The 21461-nt window shown below is 39.2% G+C and carries 12 protein-coding genes and 1 riboswitch; of the genes, 6 read left to right on the top strand and 6 right to left on the bottom strand.

Annotation, left to right across the window (positions count from 1 at the left end; all coding sequences use genetic code 11):
- Nucleotides 1–8: 8 nt before the first annotated feature.
- Entirely contained in the window at nt 9–3182 is a 3174-nt protein-coding gene (locus OQ267_RS04960; RefSeq protein ID WP_265835104.1) for a SusC/RagA family TonB-linked outer membrane protein, read from the bottom strand.
- 347 nt (nt 3183–3529) lie between these two features.
- A riboswitch (SAM riboswitch) is annotated at nt 3530–3635 on the bottom strand.
- A gap of 134 nt (nt 3636–3769) precedes the next feature.
- On the opposite strand from OQ267_RS04960, the gene OQ267_RS04955 reads away from it, so the two are divergent.
- Together OQ267_RS04955 and OQ267_RS04950 are read left to right on the top strand one after the other, a co-directional pair.
- Nucleotides 3770–5032 (top strand): peroxiredoxin family protein, encoded by a 1263-nt coding sequence (locus OQ267_RS04955; protein ID WP_265835103.1) that lies wholly within the window; start codon nt 3770–3772, stop codon nt 5030–5032.
- 106 nt (nt 5033–5138) lie between these two features.
- Nucleotides 5139–7721 carry an alpha-L-arabinofuranosidase C-terminal domain-containing protein gene (locus OQ267_RS04950; RefSeq protein WP_265835102.1) on the top strand — a complete coding sequence of 861 codons (2583 nt, stop codon included), beginning with the start codon at nt 5139–5141 and terminating at the stop codon, nt 7719–7721.
- Between the two features lie 225 nt (nt 7722–7946).
- Here the strand turns inward: OQ267_RS04950 and OQ267_RS04945 are convergent, their stop codons facing one another.
- The 3 genes from OQ267_RS04945 to OQ267_RS04935 are packed head-to-tail and all read right to left on the bottom strand — an operon-like array spanning nt 7947 to nt 12558.
- Nucleotides 7947–10400, bottom strand: coding sequence for an outer membrane beta-barrel family protein (locus tag OQ267_RS04945; protein WP_265835101.1), 2454 nt, complete (start codon nt 10398–10400; stop codon nt 7947–7949).
- A gap of 45 nt (nt 10401–10445) precedes the next feature.
- Nucleotides 10446–12200, bottom strand: coding sequence for a PspC domain-containing protein (locus OQ267_RS04940; protein WP_265835100.1), 1755 nt, complete (start codon nt 12198–12200; stop codon nt 10446–10448).
- A gap of 13 nt (nt 12201–12213) precedes the next feature.
- The gene (locus tag OQ267_RS04935; protein WP_029282550.1) at nt 12214–12558 is read right to left on the bottom strand and encodes a PadR family transcriptional regulator; all 345 of its coding nucleotides are present in this window, start codon (nt 12556–12558) and stop codon (nt 12214–12216) included.
- A gap of 368 nt (nt 12559–12926) precedes the next feature.
- Here OQ267_RS04935 and OQ267_RS04930 point away from each other — a divergent pair, with 368 nt between their 5' ends.
- The 4 genes from OQ267_RS04930 (at nt 12927) to OQ267_RS04915 (ending at nt 19794) form a co-directional block, all read left to right on the top strand.
- A complete protein-coding gene (locus tag OQ267_RS04930) occupies nt 12927–14375 on the top strand; it encodes an amino acid permease (RefSeq protein WP_265819910.1) in 1449 nt (482 codons plus the stop codon).
- A 234-nt stretch (nt 14376–14609) separates the two neighbouring features.
- Nucleotides 14610–17687 carry a SusC/RagA family TonB-linked outer membrane protein gene (locus tag OQ267_RS04925; RefSeq protein ID WP_265835099.1) on the top strand — a complete coding sequence of 1026 codons (3078 nt, stop codon included), beginning with the start codon at nt 14610–14612 and terminating at the stop codon, nt 17685–17687.
- Nucleotides 17688–17698: 11 nt separating this feature from the next.
- Nucleotides 17699–19357, top strand: coding sequence for a RagB/SusD family nutrient uptake outer membrane protein (locus tag OQ267_RS04920; protein ID WP_265835098.1), 1659 nt, complete (start codon nt 17699–17701; stop codon nt 19355–19357).
- A gap of 272 nt (nt 19358–19629) precedes the next feature.
- Nucleotides 19630–19794, top strand: coding sequence for a hypothetical protein (locus OQ267_RS04915; RefSeq protein WP_265835097.1), 165 nt, complete (start codon nt 19630–19632; stop codon nt 19792–19794).
- A 14-nt stretch (nt 19795–19808) separates the two neighbouring features.
- On the opposite strand, the gene OQ267_RS04910 is transcribed toward OQ267_RS04915, so the two are convergent.
- Both OQ267_RS04910 and OQ267_RS04905 read right to left on the bottom strand, forming a co-directional pair.
- Nucleotides 19809–20705 carry an NAD(P)/FAD-dependent oxidoreductase gene (locus OQ267_RS04910; protein ID WP_265835096.1) on the bottom strand — a complete coding sequence of 299 codons (897 nt, stop codon included), beginning with the start codon at nt 20703–20705 and terminating at the stop codon, nt 19809–19811.
- A 67-nt stretch (nt 20706–20772) separates the two neighbouring features.
- Nucleotides 20773–21402: a class I SAM-dependent methyltransferase gene (locus tag OQ267_RS04905; RefSeq protein WP_265835095.1), complete on the bottom strand. Its 630-nt coding sequence runs from the start codon at nt 21400–21402 to the stop codon at nt 20773–20775.
- Nucleotides 21403–21461 lie beyond the last annotated feature (59 nt).

The following is a 21461-nucleotide window of genomic DNA, read 5'->3' as shown; positions in this document are numbered from 1 at the left end:
TGGGAAGATTAAAATTTGATGTTCAGGTTAATTCCGTAAGTACGTGTGGTTGGGTTAGAGAGGCTCTCCAAACCCTGTCCGTTACCGGTATTAAAAGCAACTTCCGGATCAATATCTTCAACATTGCGGTGAAGGATTGCCAGATTTCTACCCACTAATGCAACCGATACACCTTGCAAATTCAGTGATTTGATCCATTTTGCAGGCAAATTGTAGCTCAGTTTAATTTCACGAAGTTTCACATAAGAGGCATCAAAAATATTGGCCTCATCTATCGTTCTGAACGATTTGTAATAAGTTTGTGCCGAGAGAATTTTTTCATTCGGTTTGCCATCCGCAGTTACCCCATCAAAGATCATCCCGTCATCATAAACGGTTGCTCCTGCCGGCGCATTTGCTCCACTAGCTAACCTAACCGCTCCGTTTGCCTTTAAATTTTCTGGGTAGTAATAAGAAATACCGCCGAATTCTGCACCTCTCCCAGGCAATGTAGATGCTAAAACACCGGTATAAGTACCTGTAGAATAAGTACCGTTATAAATAGAACCACCGAAACTGGCGTCGATCAACACGCCTAAACTAAAGCTTTTGTAGCTAAAAGTATTTGAAATTCCGCCAATCCAATCTGGTGTATATTTCCCTAAAACTCTTTTGGTCGGGTCAGTTTGTGGTGCACCTGTAGCATTTACCAAAATATTACCATTCCCATCTCTTAAAAAAGCATTGCCAAAAAGTGTTCCGTAAGGTTGACCAACAGTCGCAATTACCTGTGCAGAATTGGTTGCCACCACATAATTTTGCAGTAAACCTTCCTGATCCAATTCCACCACCTTACTTCTATTTGCCGCATAGTTGATATCAATATCCCAGGTAAATTGTTTTTTCACCGGCGTAATACCCAGCTGAACTTCAATACCCTTGTTATTAATTTTTCCGGCATTTATATTTTTCGATCTGAAACCTGTACTCGGACTCACATCTACATTTAAAATCTGATTGTAACTGTTCGTATTATATACACTGACATCAAAACGAAGTCGCTTGTTAAACAAAACAGCTTCGGCACCTAGCTCTGATGAAGTGGTGGTTTCAGATTTTAGATTCGGATCGAAATCTGTTCCGGACGGACTAAGCTGCGGACTTGCTCCAAACGGTGCAGAGAAACTGTAAGTATTGGTTAAACGATAAGGTGAGGTGTCCTTACCTACCTTAGACCAGCCACCACGTACTTTTGCGTAATCCAGCACCTCGCTTTTGATATCAAAAGCTTCAGTGAGCACTAAACTACCGTTGAAAGACGGATAAAAGTAGGAGCGGTTTTGAGCGGGCAAGGTGGATGACCAATCATTACGCGCCGTAATATTGGCAAAAAGGTAATTCCTAAAACCAATCTGACCGGATGCATAACCACTGTAAGACTTTAACTTACTGTAATTATTAGATGAGGTTAAGGGATCTCTGGAATTGTTTAACGTATACAATCCGGCAACAGCCAAACGGGGTGCACTTTGATCATTTTGTTCGATATAACTGGTCCGGATATTACCACCAAGCAACACATCTAAGCTAAAATCATCATTTAATTGCTTCGTATAATTTAATGTCGCATCCGTATTGTTTTCATTTACCGTAAAGGCACTTTCGGTATACGATCCAAATGGCGTTCCGTTAGTACCGTAGGCAATTTTAATTTTTCGGCGATCATTGTAATAATCTGTTCCTGTACGGAAATTGAAGTTCAATCCGTCAATAATTTTGTAGTTTAAACCTATACTTCCAATTAAACGGTTCCTGTTTTGAGACACCGTATTCTCATAAGCCACCCAATAAGGATTGCTGTAATAACTGTTGTTCCAATTAAAAGTATTACCATTCTCATCCAGGTAATTTTTCAATTGATTGATATCAACCTGTCTGCCAAACCACGCAAACTGCAACATGGTACTGGTTGATCTTGATCCGCCCGTTCCAGGCAGGTTGTCGGCACCAAGTTTACTATAATTGGCATTCGCGGTGATGGTGAGTTTAGGTGTTAAACGTAAAGTAGTATTTAAAGTGAATGAGTTTTTACCCTGACCTGAATTGGGTACGATACCGACCTGCTTAAGGTTGTTATAAGATAACCGGTAATCGAATTTCTCTCCTGCATCCTCAATTGAAATACCATTTGTTAAGGAGTAACCTGTTTGAAAGAAATCCCTTACGTTATCCGGATGGGCCACAAAGGGCACTGCTACACCTTTCGAAAAGAACTGCGGAATCAACCTGCCATCCATTCTGGGCCCCCAGCTTTCATCAACCCCATCATTTACGCCGGCACCTTTTCCATCCACATAGCTGAATTTACCTTCCGATCCCTGTCCGAATACATCCTGATATTTTGGTAAGGTTAATATACTTTCGATCACGCCATTCGAGTTTAAAGAAATACCCAAACCTTTTTTAGATTTTCCTGATTTTGTTTTAATGATAATCACACCTGCTGCTGCCCTTGAACCATATAAAGCGGCCGCATTCGGACCTTTTAACACACTGATGGATTCGATATCATTAGGGTTAATATCTGAAATGGCATTGGCGTAATCTCTCGCCCCCGCCGAATTAAGCTGTGAATTATCTACCGGAATCCCATCTACAACAAAAAGAGGCTGATTATTTCCGGCAATAGAAGTTTCCCCTCTAATTACCACACGGGAAGATCCCATATCACCCTGGCTATTGGTTACCCTTACCCCGGCTACTTTACCGGCAAGTGCATTTACCAGATTGGTTTCCCGCGCTTCAGTTAAACTTTCCCCTTTTAATTCCTGAACGGCATAACCTAACGATTTTTTCTGTTTAGTGATACCTAAAGCCGTTACCACCACTTCATCTAATGCATTTTCTCCGTCACTTAAGGTTACATTTAATGCATTCGAACTTTCGGTAACCACCACTTCCTTAGTTGTAAAACCAATATAAGAGAAAACCAATGTACCTTTTCCATTAATTGTAATGCTGAATGCGCCACTATTATTGGTGGTTACGGCTTGCTTGGTTTCCTTAACAAATACTGAAACTCCGGGCAATGTTTCTCCTGAAGCACCTTTAACCGTACCGGAAATACTGATGTTTTGGGCATGCACGAGTGACGAAAGCAAGAGCAAGCATACGATTGCCAACAGCTTAATTTTTTTGAACATAATCAATTTATTAATAATGAGATGAATGAAGGATGTAAAAATCAGGGCAAAGCAATTCCACTTCGCTTACCGGCGAATTTTTTACAAACGTGAATACTTAATGATTTAAATTATTGGGTTTGGTATTTATAGCCTCATACAGCAACAAATACCCTCACGCATTCGAAGACTTAAAAAGGTTTTTAAATGCCCTGATTGAGTAGATTGTTTTTTGTTAGTTTTTTCCATCAAATTGTTTTTAACGATATACCTTATACTTAGCATTTCCGGTAAAGCTGATTTACAAAAAAAGCACGCCCGTAAAATCAGGAGTGCTCTCATATAATATTAATACTTTGCATTCAACTGACTTAACTTACCCAAATTACTTCGGGATGGAATTAGCACCATATCCAATTCAGGCTGGTTGCTAAGGTTTCGCAGGGCCATTCCCTCCACCTTTCTTGATAAGCATTTTAAAATAACTGCGGCAAAGATAATATAAAAATCATAATGACTACAAATTCTATAGATTTTATTGAAAATATTTTTTCCATGCTTTTATGATGCTTACATTTGTCTCGTTATCAATAGATCTCAAATATCACATGAATATAAAATCATTACTATTTCTGCTACCGGCTTTTATGTTGTCGCAGACTTTACAAGCACAAACACAGAAAAAACAATCAGCCACTGCCCATAAATTAACTACATCCTTTGTTCCGAACGGCAAATGGCGGGGTGTGTTTGAAATTAAACCTGGAGTTGAAGTTCCCTTTAATTTTGAAATTACTAAAAGCGATACAAAGCCACACTTAATATTTTTGAATGGTGAAGAACGCTTTGATGGTGGCGTGGTTAAACAAACTGCAGATTCCATTCTGGTTGCGTTGGATCAGTTTGACAATGAACTTGCCTTCAAAATCACAGGTGATTCGCTGGTTGGAACGCTTAGGAAACAAGATGGCTCCGGTAAACCTTTGGCCGTAAATGCAACCAGAGGGAATCCATATCGTTTCAAACCTAACGGCAAAAATCCAGCAGCTGATTTCTCTGGCAAATATGATATCACTTTTAAATCGCCTACCGGAAAAGATGAAAATGCAGTCGGATTGTTTAAACAGAACGGTAATAAAATCACCGGGACTTTTTTAAGGGTAACGGGCGATTCACGTTACCTGGAAGGAATAGTGGAAGGCAATGATTTTTATTTATCCAGCTTTATTGGCTCTAGTCCATCCTATTACAAAGGAAGTTTTTCAAAAGACGGAACCATAACAGGAGAAACGGTGAGTGCCAGGGGAAATACACCCTTCACAGGCAAACAAAATCAAAACGCGGCCTTACCTGATGCCTATAAATTAACCTTTTTAAAGGATGGATACAAAACACTTGATTTCTCCTTTCCTGATGTAAACGGGAAAAAGGTATCGCTCAGTGATGAGAAATTTAAAAATAAGGTGATCATTCTTACCATTACAGGCACCTGGTGCCCAAATTGTGTAGATGAGGCTTCTTTTATTGCACCATGGTACAAGGAAAACCGTAATCGCGGCGTTGAAGTTATCGGCATTCATTATGAAAGACAACTGGATTCAGCCTACGTGCGGAAGGCCTTAACCCGGTTCAGGGATAAGTTTGATATCCAATATGATCAGGTAATTGCTGGCACACCCGATAAAAAAATAGTATCTGAATCTTTACCAGCCCTGAATAATTTCATCTCTTTCCCAACCACCATCATCATTAATAAAAAAGGAGAAGTGGCACAGATTCATACGGGTTACAGCGGACCAGCAACCGGCCAATATTATACCGATTTTGTAAAGGAGTTTAATGCTGAAATAGATGGACTGCTGAAAGAATAGTTTGAATAATTACATCGTAATTAAATAAATACAAAATAATAATCGTTAAACCAACGATTATTATTTATTTTGGTCTTCGCATTTCCAACCAAATAGCTGCAGACCCATGAAGTTTTACCTTAGATTCTACGTTTTATTTGCTATACTTTTTACTGCCACAGCCAGTTTAATGGCCAAAGAAAATAAGTTAACGGATGAGCCGGATTCTGCCTATCTGTTTGCTTACAATGCCAATGGCTTGCGCTTTGCCTGGAGTCGTGATCAGACCAACTGGACACCAATCGGAAAGGATTACCTGTTTTTGAAAAGCGATTATGGCAGGTGGGGAAGTGAAAAAAAAATGATTTCACCCTATGTCATCAGGGGAAGAAATGGTGAATGGGTTTGTGCGTGGGAATTAAATGATCAGACCAATCAGTTTGCCATAGCCACTTCCAAAAACTTAATCAACTGGGGGCCCCAGCATTATCCATATGTTGCCATGGGGAAAAATGTATTAAAGCCTGTTGTTGATTATAACCAGCTGAAAGATGAATATTCCATCACTTATGCTGATGTGGAAGGCAAGCATTTTCAAACCAGAACGAAGGATTTTATTGCTTATGAAAAAGCTGTTGAAGTACCATTATCCGCATTTAATGCTGAGGATAAAACAGCAAATATTTCTGGTCATACCATTGGGCAATCTCATTATGTGGCTTGGTCAGTAATCAAGAACCTTCAAAAAGCCTATGATTTGCAGCAATATAAAGCCCGCCAAAACAGTGAAACAACCAAAGATGATACACAAAGATTTGCTGGATTAAAACCGGTTGATGCTAAAATTACCATTGATTCAAAAGGTGCAAAAGCCATCAGTAATATGCTTACCGGTATATTTTTTGAAGATATTAATTATGCTGCAGACGGAGGCCTTTATGCAGAATTGATTCAGAACAGGGGATTTGAATATCAACCCAGCGATAAATCTTTCCATGATAAAAACTGGAACAGCAGTTTTGCATGGAAGTTAAAAGGAGATCAAAGCACTTTCACCGTTGATTCAATTGCGCCGGTTCATCAAAATAATCCACACCATGCTGTGCTGGATGTTAAAGTTGCCGGTGCTGCATTAAGCAATACGGGTTTTGACGGAATAGCGGTAAAAAAAGGAGATGCTTATCTTTTCTCTGCTTTCAGTAAGCAATTGGCTGGTCGTATTTCTGGTTTTGAAGTGCGTTTAGTTAGTGATACAAAGGGTATTCTAGCTAAAATTACTTTAAAAAATACCACTTCATGGAAAAAGGTGAGTGGTACCTTCTATCCATCAGCAGATGCGACAGATGCCAGACTGGAAATCATGCCGCTTGCTGCCGGAAAATTTGCTTTTGATATGGTTTCTTTATTTCCGCAGAAAACTTTCAAGGGGCATCAAAATGGCTTAAGGGATGATCTTGCCACATTAATTGCCGATATTCATCCTAAATTTGTTCGCTTTCCTGGCGGATGTTTAGCACACGGGGATGGCATTCAGAACATTTACAAATGGAAAAACACCATTGGTGCTTTAGAAACCAGAAAACCAGACCGCAACCTTTGGGGCTATCACCAAACCATGGGATTAGGCTATTTCGAATACTTCCAGTTTTGCGAAGATATTGGTGCAGCACCTGTTCCGGTGATTGCCGCAGCAGTACCTTGCCAGAATTCGGGCACTGGCGGTGGTGGCCAGCAGGGCGGTATCCCGATGGAAGAGATGGATCAGTACATTCAGGATATTGTAGATTTAGTGGAATATGCCAATGGCGATGTACATACCACATGGGGTAAAAAAAGAGCTGAAGCAGGTCACCCGAAACCCTTTAATTTAAAATACATCGGGATTGGAAATGAAGACCAGATTACCCAGGTGTTCAAAGAACGCTTTACCATGATTTATCAGGCACTGCGAAAAAAGCATCCTGAAATTACGATTATTGGTACGGCAGGCCCATTTTTTGAAGGTACCGATTATGAAGAAGGCTGGAAAATTGCCACCGACTTAAAGGTGCCAATTATTGATGAACATTATTATCAGTCGCCCGGATGGTTTATTAATAACCAAAACTTTTATGACCAGTACGATCGGTCAAAATCAAAAGTTTATTTAGGTGAATATGCGGCAAGTATGTCCGGAGGAAATAAAACCAATCTGGAAACGGCGTTGGCTGAAGCCTTATATTTAACATCGCTGGAAAGAAACGGAGATGTGGTGAGCATGGCTTCTTACGCACCGCTGATTGCAAAAGAAGGCCATACCCAATGGAATCCTGATTTAATTTATTTTAACAATAGCGAAGTAAAGCCAACAACGGGTTATTTCGTGCAGCAACTTTATGGAAATCATGCGGGCGATCAATATCTTCCCGGAGAAATAAAACTATCAAATGATCAGGATCAGGTGAGTAAACGAATCGCCTTTTCTGTCGTAAAAAACACGCAAACCAATGAACTTTTTGTTAAATTGGTTAATCTGTTACCTGTTGAAGTGAATACTACGCTGGATTTGGGTGGCCAGATTAAAAGTGATTATATGACTACGAAAACGGAAATTTCCGGTAATCCATCAGAGCGACTAATCAAGCCGATCACCTCAACGGTAAACTTAAAAGATGCACTAAAGCTTCCCGCTTATTCTTTTACCGTGCTGAAGATTAAATTGAATAAATAAAACTTAACAACATAATTCCCTGGGTGTCGCCCTCCTGAACTTGATTCAGGATCTTATCAAAATAGTTGCTGTTCAGAAATGAATCCGATAACTATCGGATCAGAATGACGCCAAATTCAGCATGACGATTCGTTTAACAGATCCCCTTTTTAATGACTAACGATCTGAACTTACGACTTAAGACTCACGACTTATGACTCACGACTCCCAACTCAAAACTCAAACCTACCCCCCTGCCCGGTTTTTAATATCATCCGTAGCGGTATTTCTGGATCTTGCTGATTTCACATTTTGGTTACCGAAATTATAGCTGATGTTAAAAGATGCTCTTCTACTGATGTAATTATTCTGAACCCTTAAATTTACATTCTGATAATTCAAAGTGCCTTTCCAGTAATTAGTGGCGAAAATATCATCGATATTCAATTTTAATTTCAGGGCTTTATTCAGGAAGCTCTTTTGTACACCGGCGTTCAGGGCATACTGATAAATAATGGTTTTTTCCAATCCCCGTACTTTTGGCGAATTTAACCAGAAATTGGTTTCGATGGTCCAGTTATGGTCCAGTGAAATGGAACTGGTGATGTTAAAATTATAAGATACCTTGCTCAATGCGAAAGGGGCTCCTTCTAGGTTGTTATCATTAAATTGATTATAAAAGAGGTTAAAATTATTTTGCAAATTCCACCATTTGGTAATGGCTAAAGGAAAATATAAGCCTGCAGAATAATACTGACCGCTACCAATATTCCCCTGACCAACAGTAACAATCCTGGTGCTATCATTTTGTGCCGTTTTACTATCTAGTATTAAATCTCTGATTTTTGAATACCCCAGAAAAAAAGATAGCCCGCTTTTATAACCATAGCTTATTTCAAAATTATTGGTAAACTGTGGTTTTAAATATGGATTTCCCTGTTGTATGGTGTAAGGATCCATATAAAAATTAAAAGGATTCAATTGCTGGTAATTGGGCCTGTCGATCCGTCTGCCATAGGTATAACGCAGGTTACTGCTTTCTGAGATTTTCTGATTAACAAAAATGGTTGGAAACAAAGACAAATATTTTTGATTTGATACCGTATTATTGGTAATTAAAGCACCATTTGCGTTTGTATATTCAGCCCTTAACCCAGCCTGGATTTGAAATTTCCCCAGATCTTTAGAAAGATTGGCATAAGCGGCATTAACCTTTTCTTTATAAATAAAATGATTGCTCTGGCCTACAATATTCTGCCAGTTATTATTTAAGAAAGCAGCAGATAAAAAATTGTTATCGGTTTTAACAAAACTGGTTTTTAAACCCGTCTCTAATTTGGTCGTTTTTGAAATCGGCCATGCAAAATCAGCTTTAGCGGCAAAAATATCGATATTGGTTTTGCTATCGTTTTTGATAATGGTTTGATTGTAAACGGTTCCGGCTTCATTAAAAAAATTGGTATTAAAATTTTCAAGTCCGGTATAATCAAACCCTGAGTAATCGGCATCGAAATTTAAACTTGCCCCTTCTTTTTTAAATTCATGCTTGACGTTAAAATTTGCGCTATAGTTTTTATTGGGTGTATTGGCATCCGAATTTAAAATAAGCGAATTATTGCTCGCTACGCCAGACTGAACCTCATTAATAAAAGTCTGAGAAAAATTATCCAGTTTGCGGGTACTGGTATTGCCATCCAGCATGATGCCGATGGTTGTTTTTTCACTGGCATAATAATCTGCGCCCAATTTAGCCGCTAACCTGGAACCTGTATATATTTTTAGAAAATTCTGGTTGAAAGCACTTTGTAAACCGCCAGAGTTTGTGGTTCTTTCTAAAAATAACTTTGAAAAGTTGTTACTTTTAGAAGCATTGGCATTGCTGTAAAAATTCCATTTTTCATTCCGGTTGTTGATGTTAAAATTCAGATCAGAACCATAAATATTTCTTGGTAAGTTTGCAATGAGGGCATTACGATAAGTTGATGAAATACTTCCATTGGTACCAAAGGCTTTATTCTTTTTCAATTTGATATTGATAATGCCTGCATTTCCTGCAGCATCATATTTAGATGAAGGATTTGTAATAATTTCTATGGTAGCAATTTGACTGCTGTTCAAGCTGTTTAAATAAACAGCTAAATCTGCACCTGATAAAAAGTTATTCTTTCCATCAATCATCACCATTACACCCGATTTATTATTTAACAAAATTTGGTCGTTTTGCTTATCCACCTGTACACCTGGTGCCTTCTCCAGAAGTTCTAATGCTGTACTTCCTGATGAAACAATACTATTTTCTATATTCAGCACTGTTTTATCGATCTGATGTTCAATAAAGGGTTTCTTACCGGATACACTCACTTCATTTAACTGCTTAGTTAAACTTTGAAGGGTTATAACGGGTATATTTAGATTACCATTCAACAAAAATTTATCGGTTCTCTTGGTTTTATATCCAACAATAGAAACTGATAAAATGTATGTTCCTTCCTTTAACTGATTCATTTCATAAGCACCATCTAAATTTGTTGCCACCGTTTTCACCACACTGGTATCAGGAAAATTCAAAAGTCTAACGATTGCAAACGGCACCGCGGCAGCCTTTTCATCTATCACTTTACCTGTTATTTGAGGTGAATTTTGGGCAAAGGAAACCCCGCACACCATCAGGCATGTCATTAACGTAAATAATATTTTCATGGCTTTTTTAGCTTTTATTAAACTGTAGTGTAGCGGAGGTAAGTTTTAACGATATTTTTGATCTTCAGGTTTAATGCCCAGTTCTTCTTTCAATTCCCTGATTCTGTTTAGGATAGATTCCTGCTTAAGTGTATCAACAGGTTTATTTTTTTGTGAAAGTTCTAAATCATGCAGTTCATCTTTAAGTTTTTGCTTATTTAGTGCCTCTTCTTTTAACTGAGCGATGCATTTCAGGCCATCCTCCGTCATGATCCAGGAAGTATAATCGTTTTTGTCGCCTTCCTTTTCGCCGCAATCCCAGGTTCCATAATTATTGACATACCTGTATGAATCTTCTTTTAAGATCACTTTTGTACCAACCGGAATTTCAAGCTGTAAGCGAACTTCCTGGTTTCTCCAAATGGTTCCCTTTCGGAGCTGAAAACGTGGATTAAAAACTATTGTCGAATCTTTTAGACTGTATTTATAATCTATATTTTGAGCATTTTGTAAGGCACTTTGAAAAGTTTTACCCTGAGATTCGTATTTTTGTATCAGGCGTGTAGCATTTGTAGCACCTTTTTCAATGTCAATACGGATATTATTTGGCATCACGAAAGGTCCGTTTTCAAAATCATCAGTCACAATCTGGTTCTTGCTATTTGTGTTGATATGATAAGCAATACTATCTTCCTTACTGAAATATTTACTTTTATCAATATCAATGATATAAGTTTTAACGGATTTTAAATCAACCGTTTGCGTTAATTCTGCATGTTGCTTAAACTCAGAAGATATTTTTGCAGCCTGGTAACCAGCAATGGCCACACCACCTAACCAAATGATCAGTAGGGCAAAAGAAAGGGTTTTGTTGATGGCCTGTTTGTTAAAAGCAACACGGATCGAAAATAACACAAGTGCTAAAACCGGAATAAACAATACAATAAAAGCACTGAACAAAATCATGCCCCTGTTTCCGTCGTTGATGATTGAAAATGGAAAAGTGTCATAAATGCTGGAGTCCCAATAACCCTGAAAAGCTGCAGTAGTAATAATCAGCATGAGTAATATAAATGCACCGAATACAATGATAAAGCCGGCAATAACTTTAAATATAACTTTTCCTGTTCCCGATAAAAACCTGCCGATCCATTCAAAAAATTCGCCGATAACCATTCCGAAACGGGCTAATATGGGTTGAGCATGCCTGTTCACTTCTCCTAAACGTTCTTTAACGGCCTGTAATTCTTCATCCAAATTCTTTTGAAAACCCTGTAAGTTTGCCGGTTCGCCTTTCATTTCCATTTTTTCCAAACGGGATGTTGCTTTAGGCATGATGATCCAGAGTATGGCATACACCAGAAATCCGAATCCGCCCAGAAAGGCCATGAGCAATACGGCAATCCTGATCCATTTCGCATCAGTATTTAGAAAATGAGCAATTCCTGAACAAACACCAGCCACTACCCTGTCGTCCATATCCCGGTATAATTTCTTTTCGGCATATTGGTGCTGGTAAGCAGATTGTAAAACAGGTTCCTCTTCATTCTCCTCAACGTTATCAAAATCTTTAACGCGGCCCATTTGGCTTACTACGTGTTGAACATCTGCAATGTCAACGACCTGTTTCTTCTGTTCCTGTAACTGCTCGGTTAATAATTCTGCAATACGGTTTTCGATGTCGGTTACAATCTCCAGATCGTCTGCATGATTGGCAAAATGTTGCTTAACTTCATTGAGATAAGCCTTTAAAATATCGTAGGCACTTTCTTCGATGTGAATAATCGTATTGCCTATATTGATGATGATGGTTTTTTCCATTTCCTTGTTTGCGTTATGAGGTTGTTGAATTGGCGCCGCTTTGCGATATGCCTACGGCATAGGCAAGTTCCTGCCAGGTTTGATCTAATTTTGATAAAATTTCCCGACCAACATCAGTTAAGGTATAATATTTTCGGGGCGGACCTGAGGTAGACTCTACCCAGTTGTAGCTTAATAAACCATTGTTTTTAAGCCGGGTTAATAATGGATAAAGTGTGCCCTCCACCACCAGCAATTTTGCCGAGCGCAATTCAGCAATAATATCAGAAGCATATATTTCGCCCCTTGAGATGATTGATAAAACACAGTACTCCAGAATTCCCTTCCGCATTTGCGTTTGCGTATTTTCTGCTATCATAATACAAAGATATATGTTTTATATTGTACTATGCAATACATAGTACTAAAATAAAGCAAAATTATTGCTCAAAATATTGATAATGAGTTTATTATTTTTTATTTAAAAAATTAGAGATAACTTAATGGGTCGTTTATTAGTTGGATTTTTGGTAACTAAACCATTGGTTTAGTCTAATTATGCAGTCTCAAAGCCGGAAGTGCAACAGCACTTTGCGAGTATTTATACATCACTGAATTTATAATTTACAGACGATTGATCCCTTATATAGTCATCTAAACTTCGTTTATGGTTGAATTCAAAAACAAATTACTACAAATACGATAGAATTAATATTATTTGATAATTTTGCAACCTTAACTTGTTTCATGAAAAAATCGATTGCCAGCATTGTTGCTGAAGCAAACCAAAGTGGCGAAGGTACGCTTAAAAGAACTTTAGGCCCGGTTAACCTGATTTTAATCGGTGTGGGTTTAACACTTGGTGCAGGCCTGTTCTCTATTACAGGATTGGCTGCAGCCAATCATTCGGGTCCGGCAGTGACCCTTTCTTTTGTCATTGCCGCTTTGGGCTGCGGTTTTGCCGCACTTTGTTATGCAGAATTTGCATCTATGATTCCGGTTGCGGGAAGTGCTTACACCTACTCTTATGCCACCATGGGCGAACTTTTTGCCTGGATTATTGGCTGGGATCTGGTATTGGAATATTCCGTAGGTTGTGCTACGGTAGCCATTAGCTGGTCTCAATATTTAACGAAGTTTTTAGGAAGCCTGGGGCTTTTTCTTCCTCCACAACTTACCCTCTCTCCTTTCGAAACCGCAAAACTGGCAGATGGCTCAACAGTAAACGGAATCATTAATATTCCTGCAGCACTGGTTGTTGTTTTAATGACAGCGATTCTGATTCGTGGAACAAAAGGATCAGCCATAGTGAATGGCATTATTGTATTTTTAAAAGTTGGTGTGGTGCTGGTTTTCATTGCCCTGGGCTGGCAATATATTGATCCGGCCAATTATCATCCTTATATTCCTGAAAATACGGGCACTTTCGGGCAGTTTGGCTGGAGTGGTGTATTGCGTGGTGCAGGCCTTGTTTTCTTTGTATTTATCGGTTTTGATGCCGTTGCCGCATCTGCACAGGAAACTAAAAATCCAGGACGGGATTTGCCAATTGGAATTATTGGCTCGCTGGTGGTTTGTACCATACTTTTTGGCTTATTTGGTCATGTAATGACCGGTTTAGCCAATTATAAAGAATTTGCCAACAGTGGTGCACCAGTAGCAATTGCAATCGAAAAAACGCCTTACGGCTGGTTAAGTCAGGCCATCATTTTAGCGATTCTGATTGGTTATACTTCCGTAATCTTAATTGATTTAATGGCACAATCCAGAATGTTTTACTCTATTAGTAAAGATGGCTTATTGCCTAAAATGTTTTCTGATGTACATGCGAAATTCAAAACACCCTGGAAATCAAACATCATCCTTTGTATGTTTATTGGGCTTTTTGCTGCATTCGTACCCATGAATGTAGTTGGAGAAATGACCAGCATCGGAACTTTGCTGGCATTTTTAATGGTTTGCGTTGGTATACTGATTTTACGTAAAACCAATCCGGAAGCCAAACGCCCGTTCCGGGTTCCTTTTGTTCCATTAATTCCTATCCTAGGCATTTTAACCTGTGTGGCCATGATGGTATTTCTTCCCTGGGAAACTTGGCTACGTTTAGCGGTTTGGTTAGTCATCGGACTTGTGATCTATTTCTGGTATGGCAAAAAGAACAGTAAACTGAATATCAATCCTGAAGAAAAAATTTAAAACGACGAAATACATCAACAATAAATACAGATTTACAATTCATTTAAAATACAATTATACCTCTGATATTAACACAACAGAATAATACTTCTTAGACATCATTTACGGGAACGATTGCACAGTTTTGAGTCGTATTATAGTTACGAATTGAATTTGGTTGGCTAAATTGTAAGCCATATAACCAAATATAATAGTCGTACCAAAATGGCTATTTCAATTCTTAACCAAATAATCATGAAAAAAAAATTACTTTTTTTCGTCATTTCTTTCTTGTTCAGTACCGTTTTGATGGCACAAAGTCAAAAAATTTCTGGCAAGGTAGTAGATGAAAAGGGCGAAACATTAATCGGTGTATCCGTCAAAGTCAAAGGTGCTGCTATTGGCAGTTCAACAGATGTGAACGGGAACTTTTCATTTGATGCACCACCTAATGCTACATTGGTATTCTCCTTTGTAGGTTATAACAATAAAGAAGTTGTACTGGCGGGGCAGAAAACAATATCCGTTACTCTAACTGAAGCAGCAGGTCAGTTAAATGAATTGGTAGTGGTGGGTTATGGCACACAAAAGAAATCGCAGGTAGCCACTGCAGTGGGTAGCGTTCAGGGCGATGCGATTGCCGAAAGGGGAACAGTTAGTGCCTTACAGGCCGTTCAAGGTCAGGTTGCCGGAGTAGATATTTCTGCGGGTTCAGGCCGCGCAGGCGCAAATTTCAATGTTCAGATCAGGGGGCAGAACTCACTGGCGGGCGGACAGCCCCTTTTTGTTGTGGATGGTGTAATTGTTTCAGACATCAATTTCCTTAATCCACAAGATATTGCCAAAATGGACGTATTGAAAGATGCGGCCTCAACAGCCATTTACGGATCAAGAGGATCAAATGGTGTTGTACTAGTAACCACAAAAAATGGTGCAACCAATAAAAGCAGCGGAGCAACCATTTCTTATGATGGTTACGTAGGCATCAGAAAAGTTGCCCGAATGCCTGATTTTATGTCCGGAGAAGAATGGTGGGAATACCGCCAAAATACTTTCATCTCACCAGAACTCATCGCCGGCAGAACTTTTACCAATACCATTGGAAGTTTAGATAATCCAACGGTATTGCAAACGGTAGCCAATCATGATTATACCGACTGGAAAAGTTTGGTATTACAGGATGGTATTCAGGCTAACCACTGGATAACCGCTTCAGGCCGGAGCAGTAACAGTGATATTCAATATTTAATTGGTGCAGGCTATCAGAATGAAAAAGGGAATTTTTTACAGGACAATTTAAGTCGCTATAATTTTAAAGTAAATGTAGACGGAAAGATCAATAAAAGTTTTTCTGCCGGAATGAGCATTAATTTTTCATTTACCGAAACCGAACGTGGGAGTGATGATGCGGTGAGAAATGGCTTCAATATGGCCCCAATTTTCAAACCTTATGATGCCAATGGAAATCTGGTATTCAGACCAGGTCAAATTCCGGTTCCCGGATCTTCCGTAGTTTCCAGTTTTACCAGCGTGGTGAATCCACTTCTCGAAATTACCAATTCACAAAATAATACCAGAAGACATTTTGGAGTAGGTAATGTTTACCTTCAGTATGCCCCTGCAAGCTGGATTGATGTGCGGTCAACCTTTTCTCCGAGTGTAAACTTTGTCAGAAATGGCAGATATTGGGGTTCTTTAACGGGGGTTGGCGATGGATTACTACCGGATGCACAAAGGGTAAACCAGCAAACTCAATCTTATATTTTTGATAACGTGGTAAACATCCGTAAAAAAATCAAAGAGCACAATTTTGCTTTTACCGGTTTGTACAGCATGCAAAAAGACAGATTTGAAAGTGATACCACGAAGGTTAACGATCTGCCTTACAATTCTTCTTTTTACAACTTGGGCGCGTCTAACAACAGACAGTTATCTTCCAGTAATTTTAACCAGTTCTCCATTCTTTCCTTTTTAGCAAGAATAAACTATTCCTTTAGAGACAAATATTTTGTAACCCTCGCCAACCGATGGGATGGCTCATCCAAACTGGCTGAAGGCAATAAATGGTCGTCATTTCCATCAGCAGCCATTGCCTGGCAAATTTCAAGGGAATCTTTCATGCAAAACGCCTCATTTGTATCTGATTTAAAACTGCGTTTTAGTGCCGGGGTGGCTGGCAACAACAATAACATCAGGCCGTACGAAACACAAATGAACCTGAGTGCACCCACCTATTACGATTTCGGCGGAACACCTGCCCTCGGTTATTCACCAAGCAGACTGCCCAATTCATCATTAACCTGGGAAAGAACACGTGAATTTGATTTAGGTATTGATTTTGGCTTCCTGAAAAATAGAATTTCCGGCTCCATTGACCTCTATGATAAATTATCGGAAGGTTTATTGCTTAACCGGGATTTACCAATCGAAACCGGCTATTCATCCATCAAAGACAATGTGGGTTCTGTAAGTAATAAAGGAATTGAGGTATCTTTAAGAACCATCAATATTTCTGCAAAGGATTTTACCTGGTCAACCTCATTCACCTTTGCCAGAAACAAAAATGCCATTATTGACCTGTTGAATAAAAAGCAGGATTTAGTCGGTAATTCCTGGTTTATCGGACAGCCGATCAATGTTAATTATCTCTATGTTTTTGACGGGATCTGGCAGGAAAGCGAACGTGCACTGGCCCTGACTTATGGCCAGCTGCCTGGCCAGGCCCGGGTAAAGGATTTAAATAACGACGGTAAAATCAGCAGCACAAACGACAGGCAGATTATTGGCCAGAAAGATCCAAAATGGACGGGCGGCTTTTCTACACAGTTCACCTATAAAGCTTTTGATTTATCAGCTTCACTTTTTGCCAGGCAAGGCATGCAGGTTTACAGTGCTTTCCACAGTGTTTTTACCCGCTACAACGACCGTGGAACCAATAAAATTTACAACGATTATTACATGCCTGCCAACGCTGTCACGCAGGGAAGAAGTTCCAATACTTACCCTCAGCCAAACAACATTGGTCCTTATTGGGATGGCATTACCGGTGTAGGCTATTATAAAGATATTTCATTTGTTAAAATACAGAACATCTCCCTGGGGTATACCCTCCCGGCCAAAATAATTGAAAAATTAAAAATCAAGAGTTTACGTGTATATGCCAATGTATTAAATCCATTTGTGTGGACCAATTACGATGGATTTGATCCGGAAAGTGCAAGTGGAATTGACCCTTCCATCACCACTGAACAAACCAACACAACCGTAGGAAACATTAACAATACCGGCCCAAGCACAATCACCTATCAATTTGGTGTTAACCTGAAATTTTAAACCGAGGTATCATGAAAAAACAGATCATACTATCCCTTTTAATTCTTGCCAGCTCATTTACGGGTTGTAAAAAATTTTTAGAAGAAGAAAATAAATCGAATATCACATCCAATGAATACTATGCCACTGCAGAAGGATATGAAAAATTAATTAACGCTACCTATGCTACACTTCGCAAAGTATACAGTTCGCCATATGTATTTTGTGCCGGAACTGACATGTATGTGGAAGGCAGAGATGCACAACCCGTGGGCATTAGTGAATATCAAAACCTAAACCCCGATAATGCGGAGGTAACGGCATTTTATACCAACACCTATTCTTCCATTCAGCTGTGTAATACTGCACTTTATTTCAATAGCAATACCGCATCCAGTGCAAATTTGTCCATTAGAAAAGGAGAAGTAAAATTTATACGGGCATACTATTATTTCCTGCTGGTACAATCTTTTGGCGGAGTGAGTTTGGTAACAGATCGCTTTGATACACCCATTGAGCAGTTTAAAAGAAACACTGCACAAGAGACATATGATTTTATTATCAGGGAAATGAATGAAGCACTTTCTTTGGTACCGGAAACAACTTCGGATTTTGGTCGTGTGACTAAAAAAGCTGTTCGCCATTACCTGGCAAAAGTATATTTAACCCGGGGCTATGAAGCATTTGGATCTGCGCAGGATTTTAGTACAGCAGCTACTTTCGCTGATGCTGCCATAGCTGGAAAAACCTTAACCACTTCCTTTGAAAATTTATTTTTCCCAGGTAATGAAAAAGATCCTGAAGTATTGTTTTCGATCCAATTTGATGCGGCTTCCCTGCCCACTGCTACCACCGGGGGAAATACACAGGCGGCATTTTTCGGGCCCTATCAGGGAGGCTCAGGAGGCGCACAAGGCTACCCTTACCGGGCATTTGTACTGGTACCTACGTTATACACTTTTAATACTTTCACCGAAAATGATGCACGTTTCGATGCCACATTTATGATTAAACTCTATCAGCGTTATTATGATTATTATGATAAAAGCACCGAAAGAGCCAACCTGAATATCCGGTTCTATTATAAACCAAAATGGGACACGACAACAGATGCAGATTGGCGTGCTGCAGATCCTACACGCCGGGCAACCACCACCATCATCCCTTATTCAAATGCCTGGCAGGCCGGCAGGAGCACCGTACTGGATAATGCCACACCATCTGTTAAGAAATTTGATGATCCAAAATCACAGTTTGGAGCGGCCACCAGTACACGTGATCTGTTTTTAGCCAGGTTAGGTGAAACTTATCTAGTTGCTGCCGAAGCTTATTTTAAAGCTGGAAATCTGGCATTGGCCACTGACCGGATAAATGAGGTAAGAAGAAGAGCTGCTAAAACAGGGAAAACCGCTGAAATGACCATCACTCCAGCGAGTGTAAATATAGATTTCATTTTGGATGAACGTGCCAGAGAAATGGTGGGAGAATATGAAAGGTGGTTCGATTTAAAAAGAACAGGAACACTGGTAGAAAGGACCAGACTATATAACCGGGATATCAAAACCAACTGGTTTGATAAAGGCATTAATCCATTTGTCGGTGCTGGTGGTCAGTTGAAATTATTACGACCAATTCCGAGCAGGGCTATTGATCTCAATGGCGGACCTTTTGCGCAAAATCCAGGCTATTAATCCTACAAATTAACAATAACCTGAAATAAAAGCAGGTTATTGTTAATTATAAAAAAAGCAGGCGCAACTAATTATCCTACAACCTGATACAAAAACAGATGTGCATCTTATGCTATACACTACAATAGACCAGAAAATCACAAAAATGATACAATAACCTTTAAACAAGCGAGTTAGTTAACAAAAAACTGAAGTTATCCACATTTACGCATATTTGGCGGTTTTTGGCTTAGGGTTTGTCTTAAAAGATATACCTATTAAAAACATTTACCATGATTATTAAATTAGACACTTCCCTTTTCAGGATAGCCAGGCCAAAAGCAGAAACAGTTAGAAAAGCAGCAAATCCTTTAACCAGAGCACAATGGATAACAGCCGATCGAATTGTTATGGCTGCTATGTTAGCAGTAGTAATTATCGGCGCCATTTTATTCTAGTTACCGATGGCATCTCAAAAATCTTCTGAAATCATTTCTTTATTGATCATGATTCCTGCTGATGTTCCGGCGGCAGTAATTATGGATAGCGACCGCATCAATGTGGTACAATCTCCTGCTGCATAAATTCCATTTGCGGTAGTCTGCTGCTGCTCATTCACTTTTATGGTATTGAATTCCGTAAGCTCAAAGCCCAGCTGGAGATCCAAATCCGTATGCTGCGAAACTTCTGCCCTTGCATAGAGCGCATTAAAGCTCAGTTTATTTCCTTCGGAAAATACAACATTTTTTAAAACACCATTTTCATGTTCAAGGGCTATAATTTCATCTTCAATAACTGCAATTGATTTAGACCGGAGTTTTTCAGCTTGTGCTGCTGTAAGCTGAGATTTACCGTTGGTTAAAATAGTTAAATCCTTATTCCACAAATTAATGTTTTTGGCCATCTCGAAAGCATGATCACCATTCATCATTAAGCCAACCTTTTCATTTTTCACTTCATACCCATGGCAATAAGGGCAATGAATCACCGTAATTCCCCAGCATTCTGCAAATCCGCTGATATTAGGAAAAGAATCTTTCAATCCTGTTGCAATCAGTAATTTCCTGGCCGAGAATTCTTCTTCATTTTGAAGCGAGATCCTGAATTCACCGGATGATTTCCGCGCAGAAACGACCTCCCCATTCTTAAACTGAACTGTAGGGTATTTTAACACCTCAGCCTTTGCCTGGGCAGCAATATCAGCCGGTCGATCGCCATCGTGAGTGAGAAAATTATGTGAATGCGGCGTTTGCCTGTTGCAGGGCTTACCTGCATCAACAATAAGCACTTTTCGGGTTGCCCTTCCTAAAGCCAGGGCCGCTGACAGGCCGGCATAACTTCCGCCAATAATGATTATATCAAAATACATATCTAATTTTTTTCACAAAAATCGAGATACCAATCATCAAAAGCAACTTTATTGCATTAAATAAATGTCATGATTTCTGATATACAGTTGCCATAATGAAGCTGCCATAATAAAACCGCCGCTCCCTGATCTTATACTTTTCCCCGATGAAATATGGATGCATCTCTATTAAATGACTGGCTTCTACGATACGGATCAGTTTAAAAAATGAATACATCGCTTTCAGCAAGATGAATTTCCACCATTTGCCGTTTTGACTGTTTACTGAAAAATCTACAAAAAGCCACAGTCCATTGATCTTCAGGTGATGATGCAGGTCTTTAAAAATAGCAGATGCCTTTTCCACAGGAAAGTTATCAAACAAAAATGGGGTTAGCACGAGATTAAATTGCATATTGGTTTTGAAATCCTCAATGCCGGAATGAATAAATTTTACCTGGTTGTTTTTAATATCCCGCGTTTCTGAAAGCTTAATCATTTGTTCCGATATCTCTACATAAGTGATGCTTAAACCGGATGGATGAACCTTGGCAATTTCCTCTAAAATCCACCCGGTACCACCACCCACAATAAGCAGGGAAGCATTTTCCGGGATATAAGACAGTTGATTAACCTGTGCCTTCACCTGCGATTTCCAAAAAACCAGGCGACTTAAAACATCGTATTGACTGGCTATTTTATCGTAATTATTTGTCAATTGAGATTTGAATTAAAAATTTATATTTTCCTGACCGAGAAGCCTTTTTAGCTTTCCTC

It is taken from the genome of Pedobacter sp. MR22-3 (genome assembly GCF_026240075.1).
Classification (GTDB): domain Bacteria; phylum Bacteroidota; class Bacteroidia; order Sphingobacteriales; family Sphingobacteriaceae; genus Pedobacter.
Note: the sequence above shows the minus strand (reverse complement) of the source record. Positions and strands in the feature narration are given on the sequence as shown.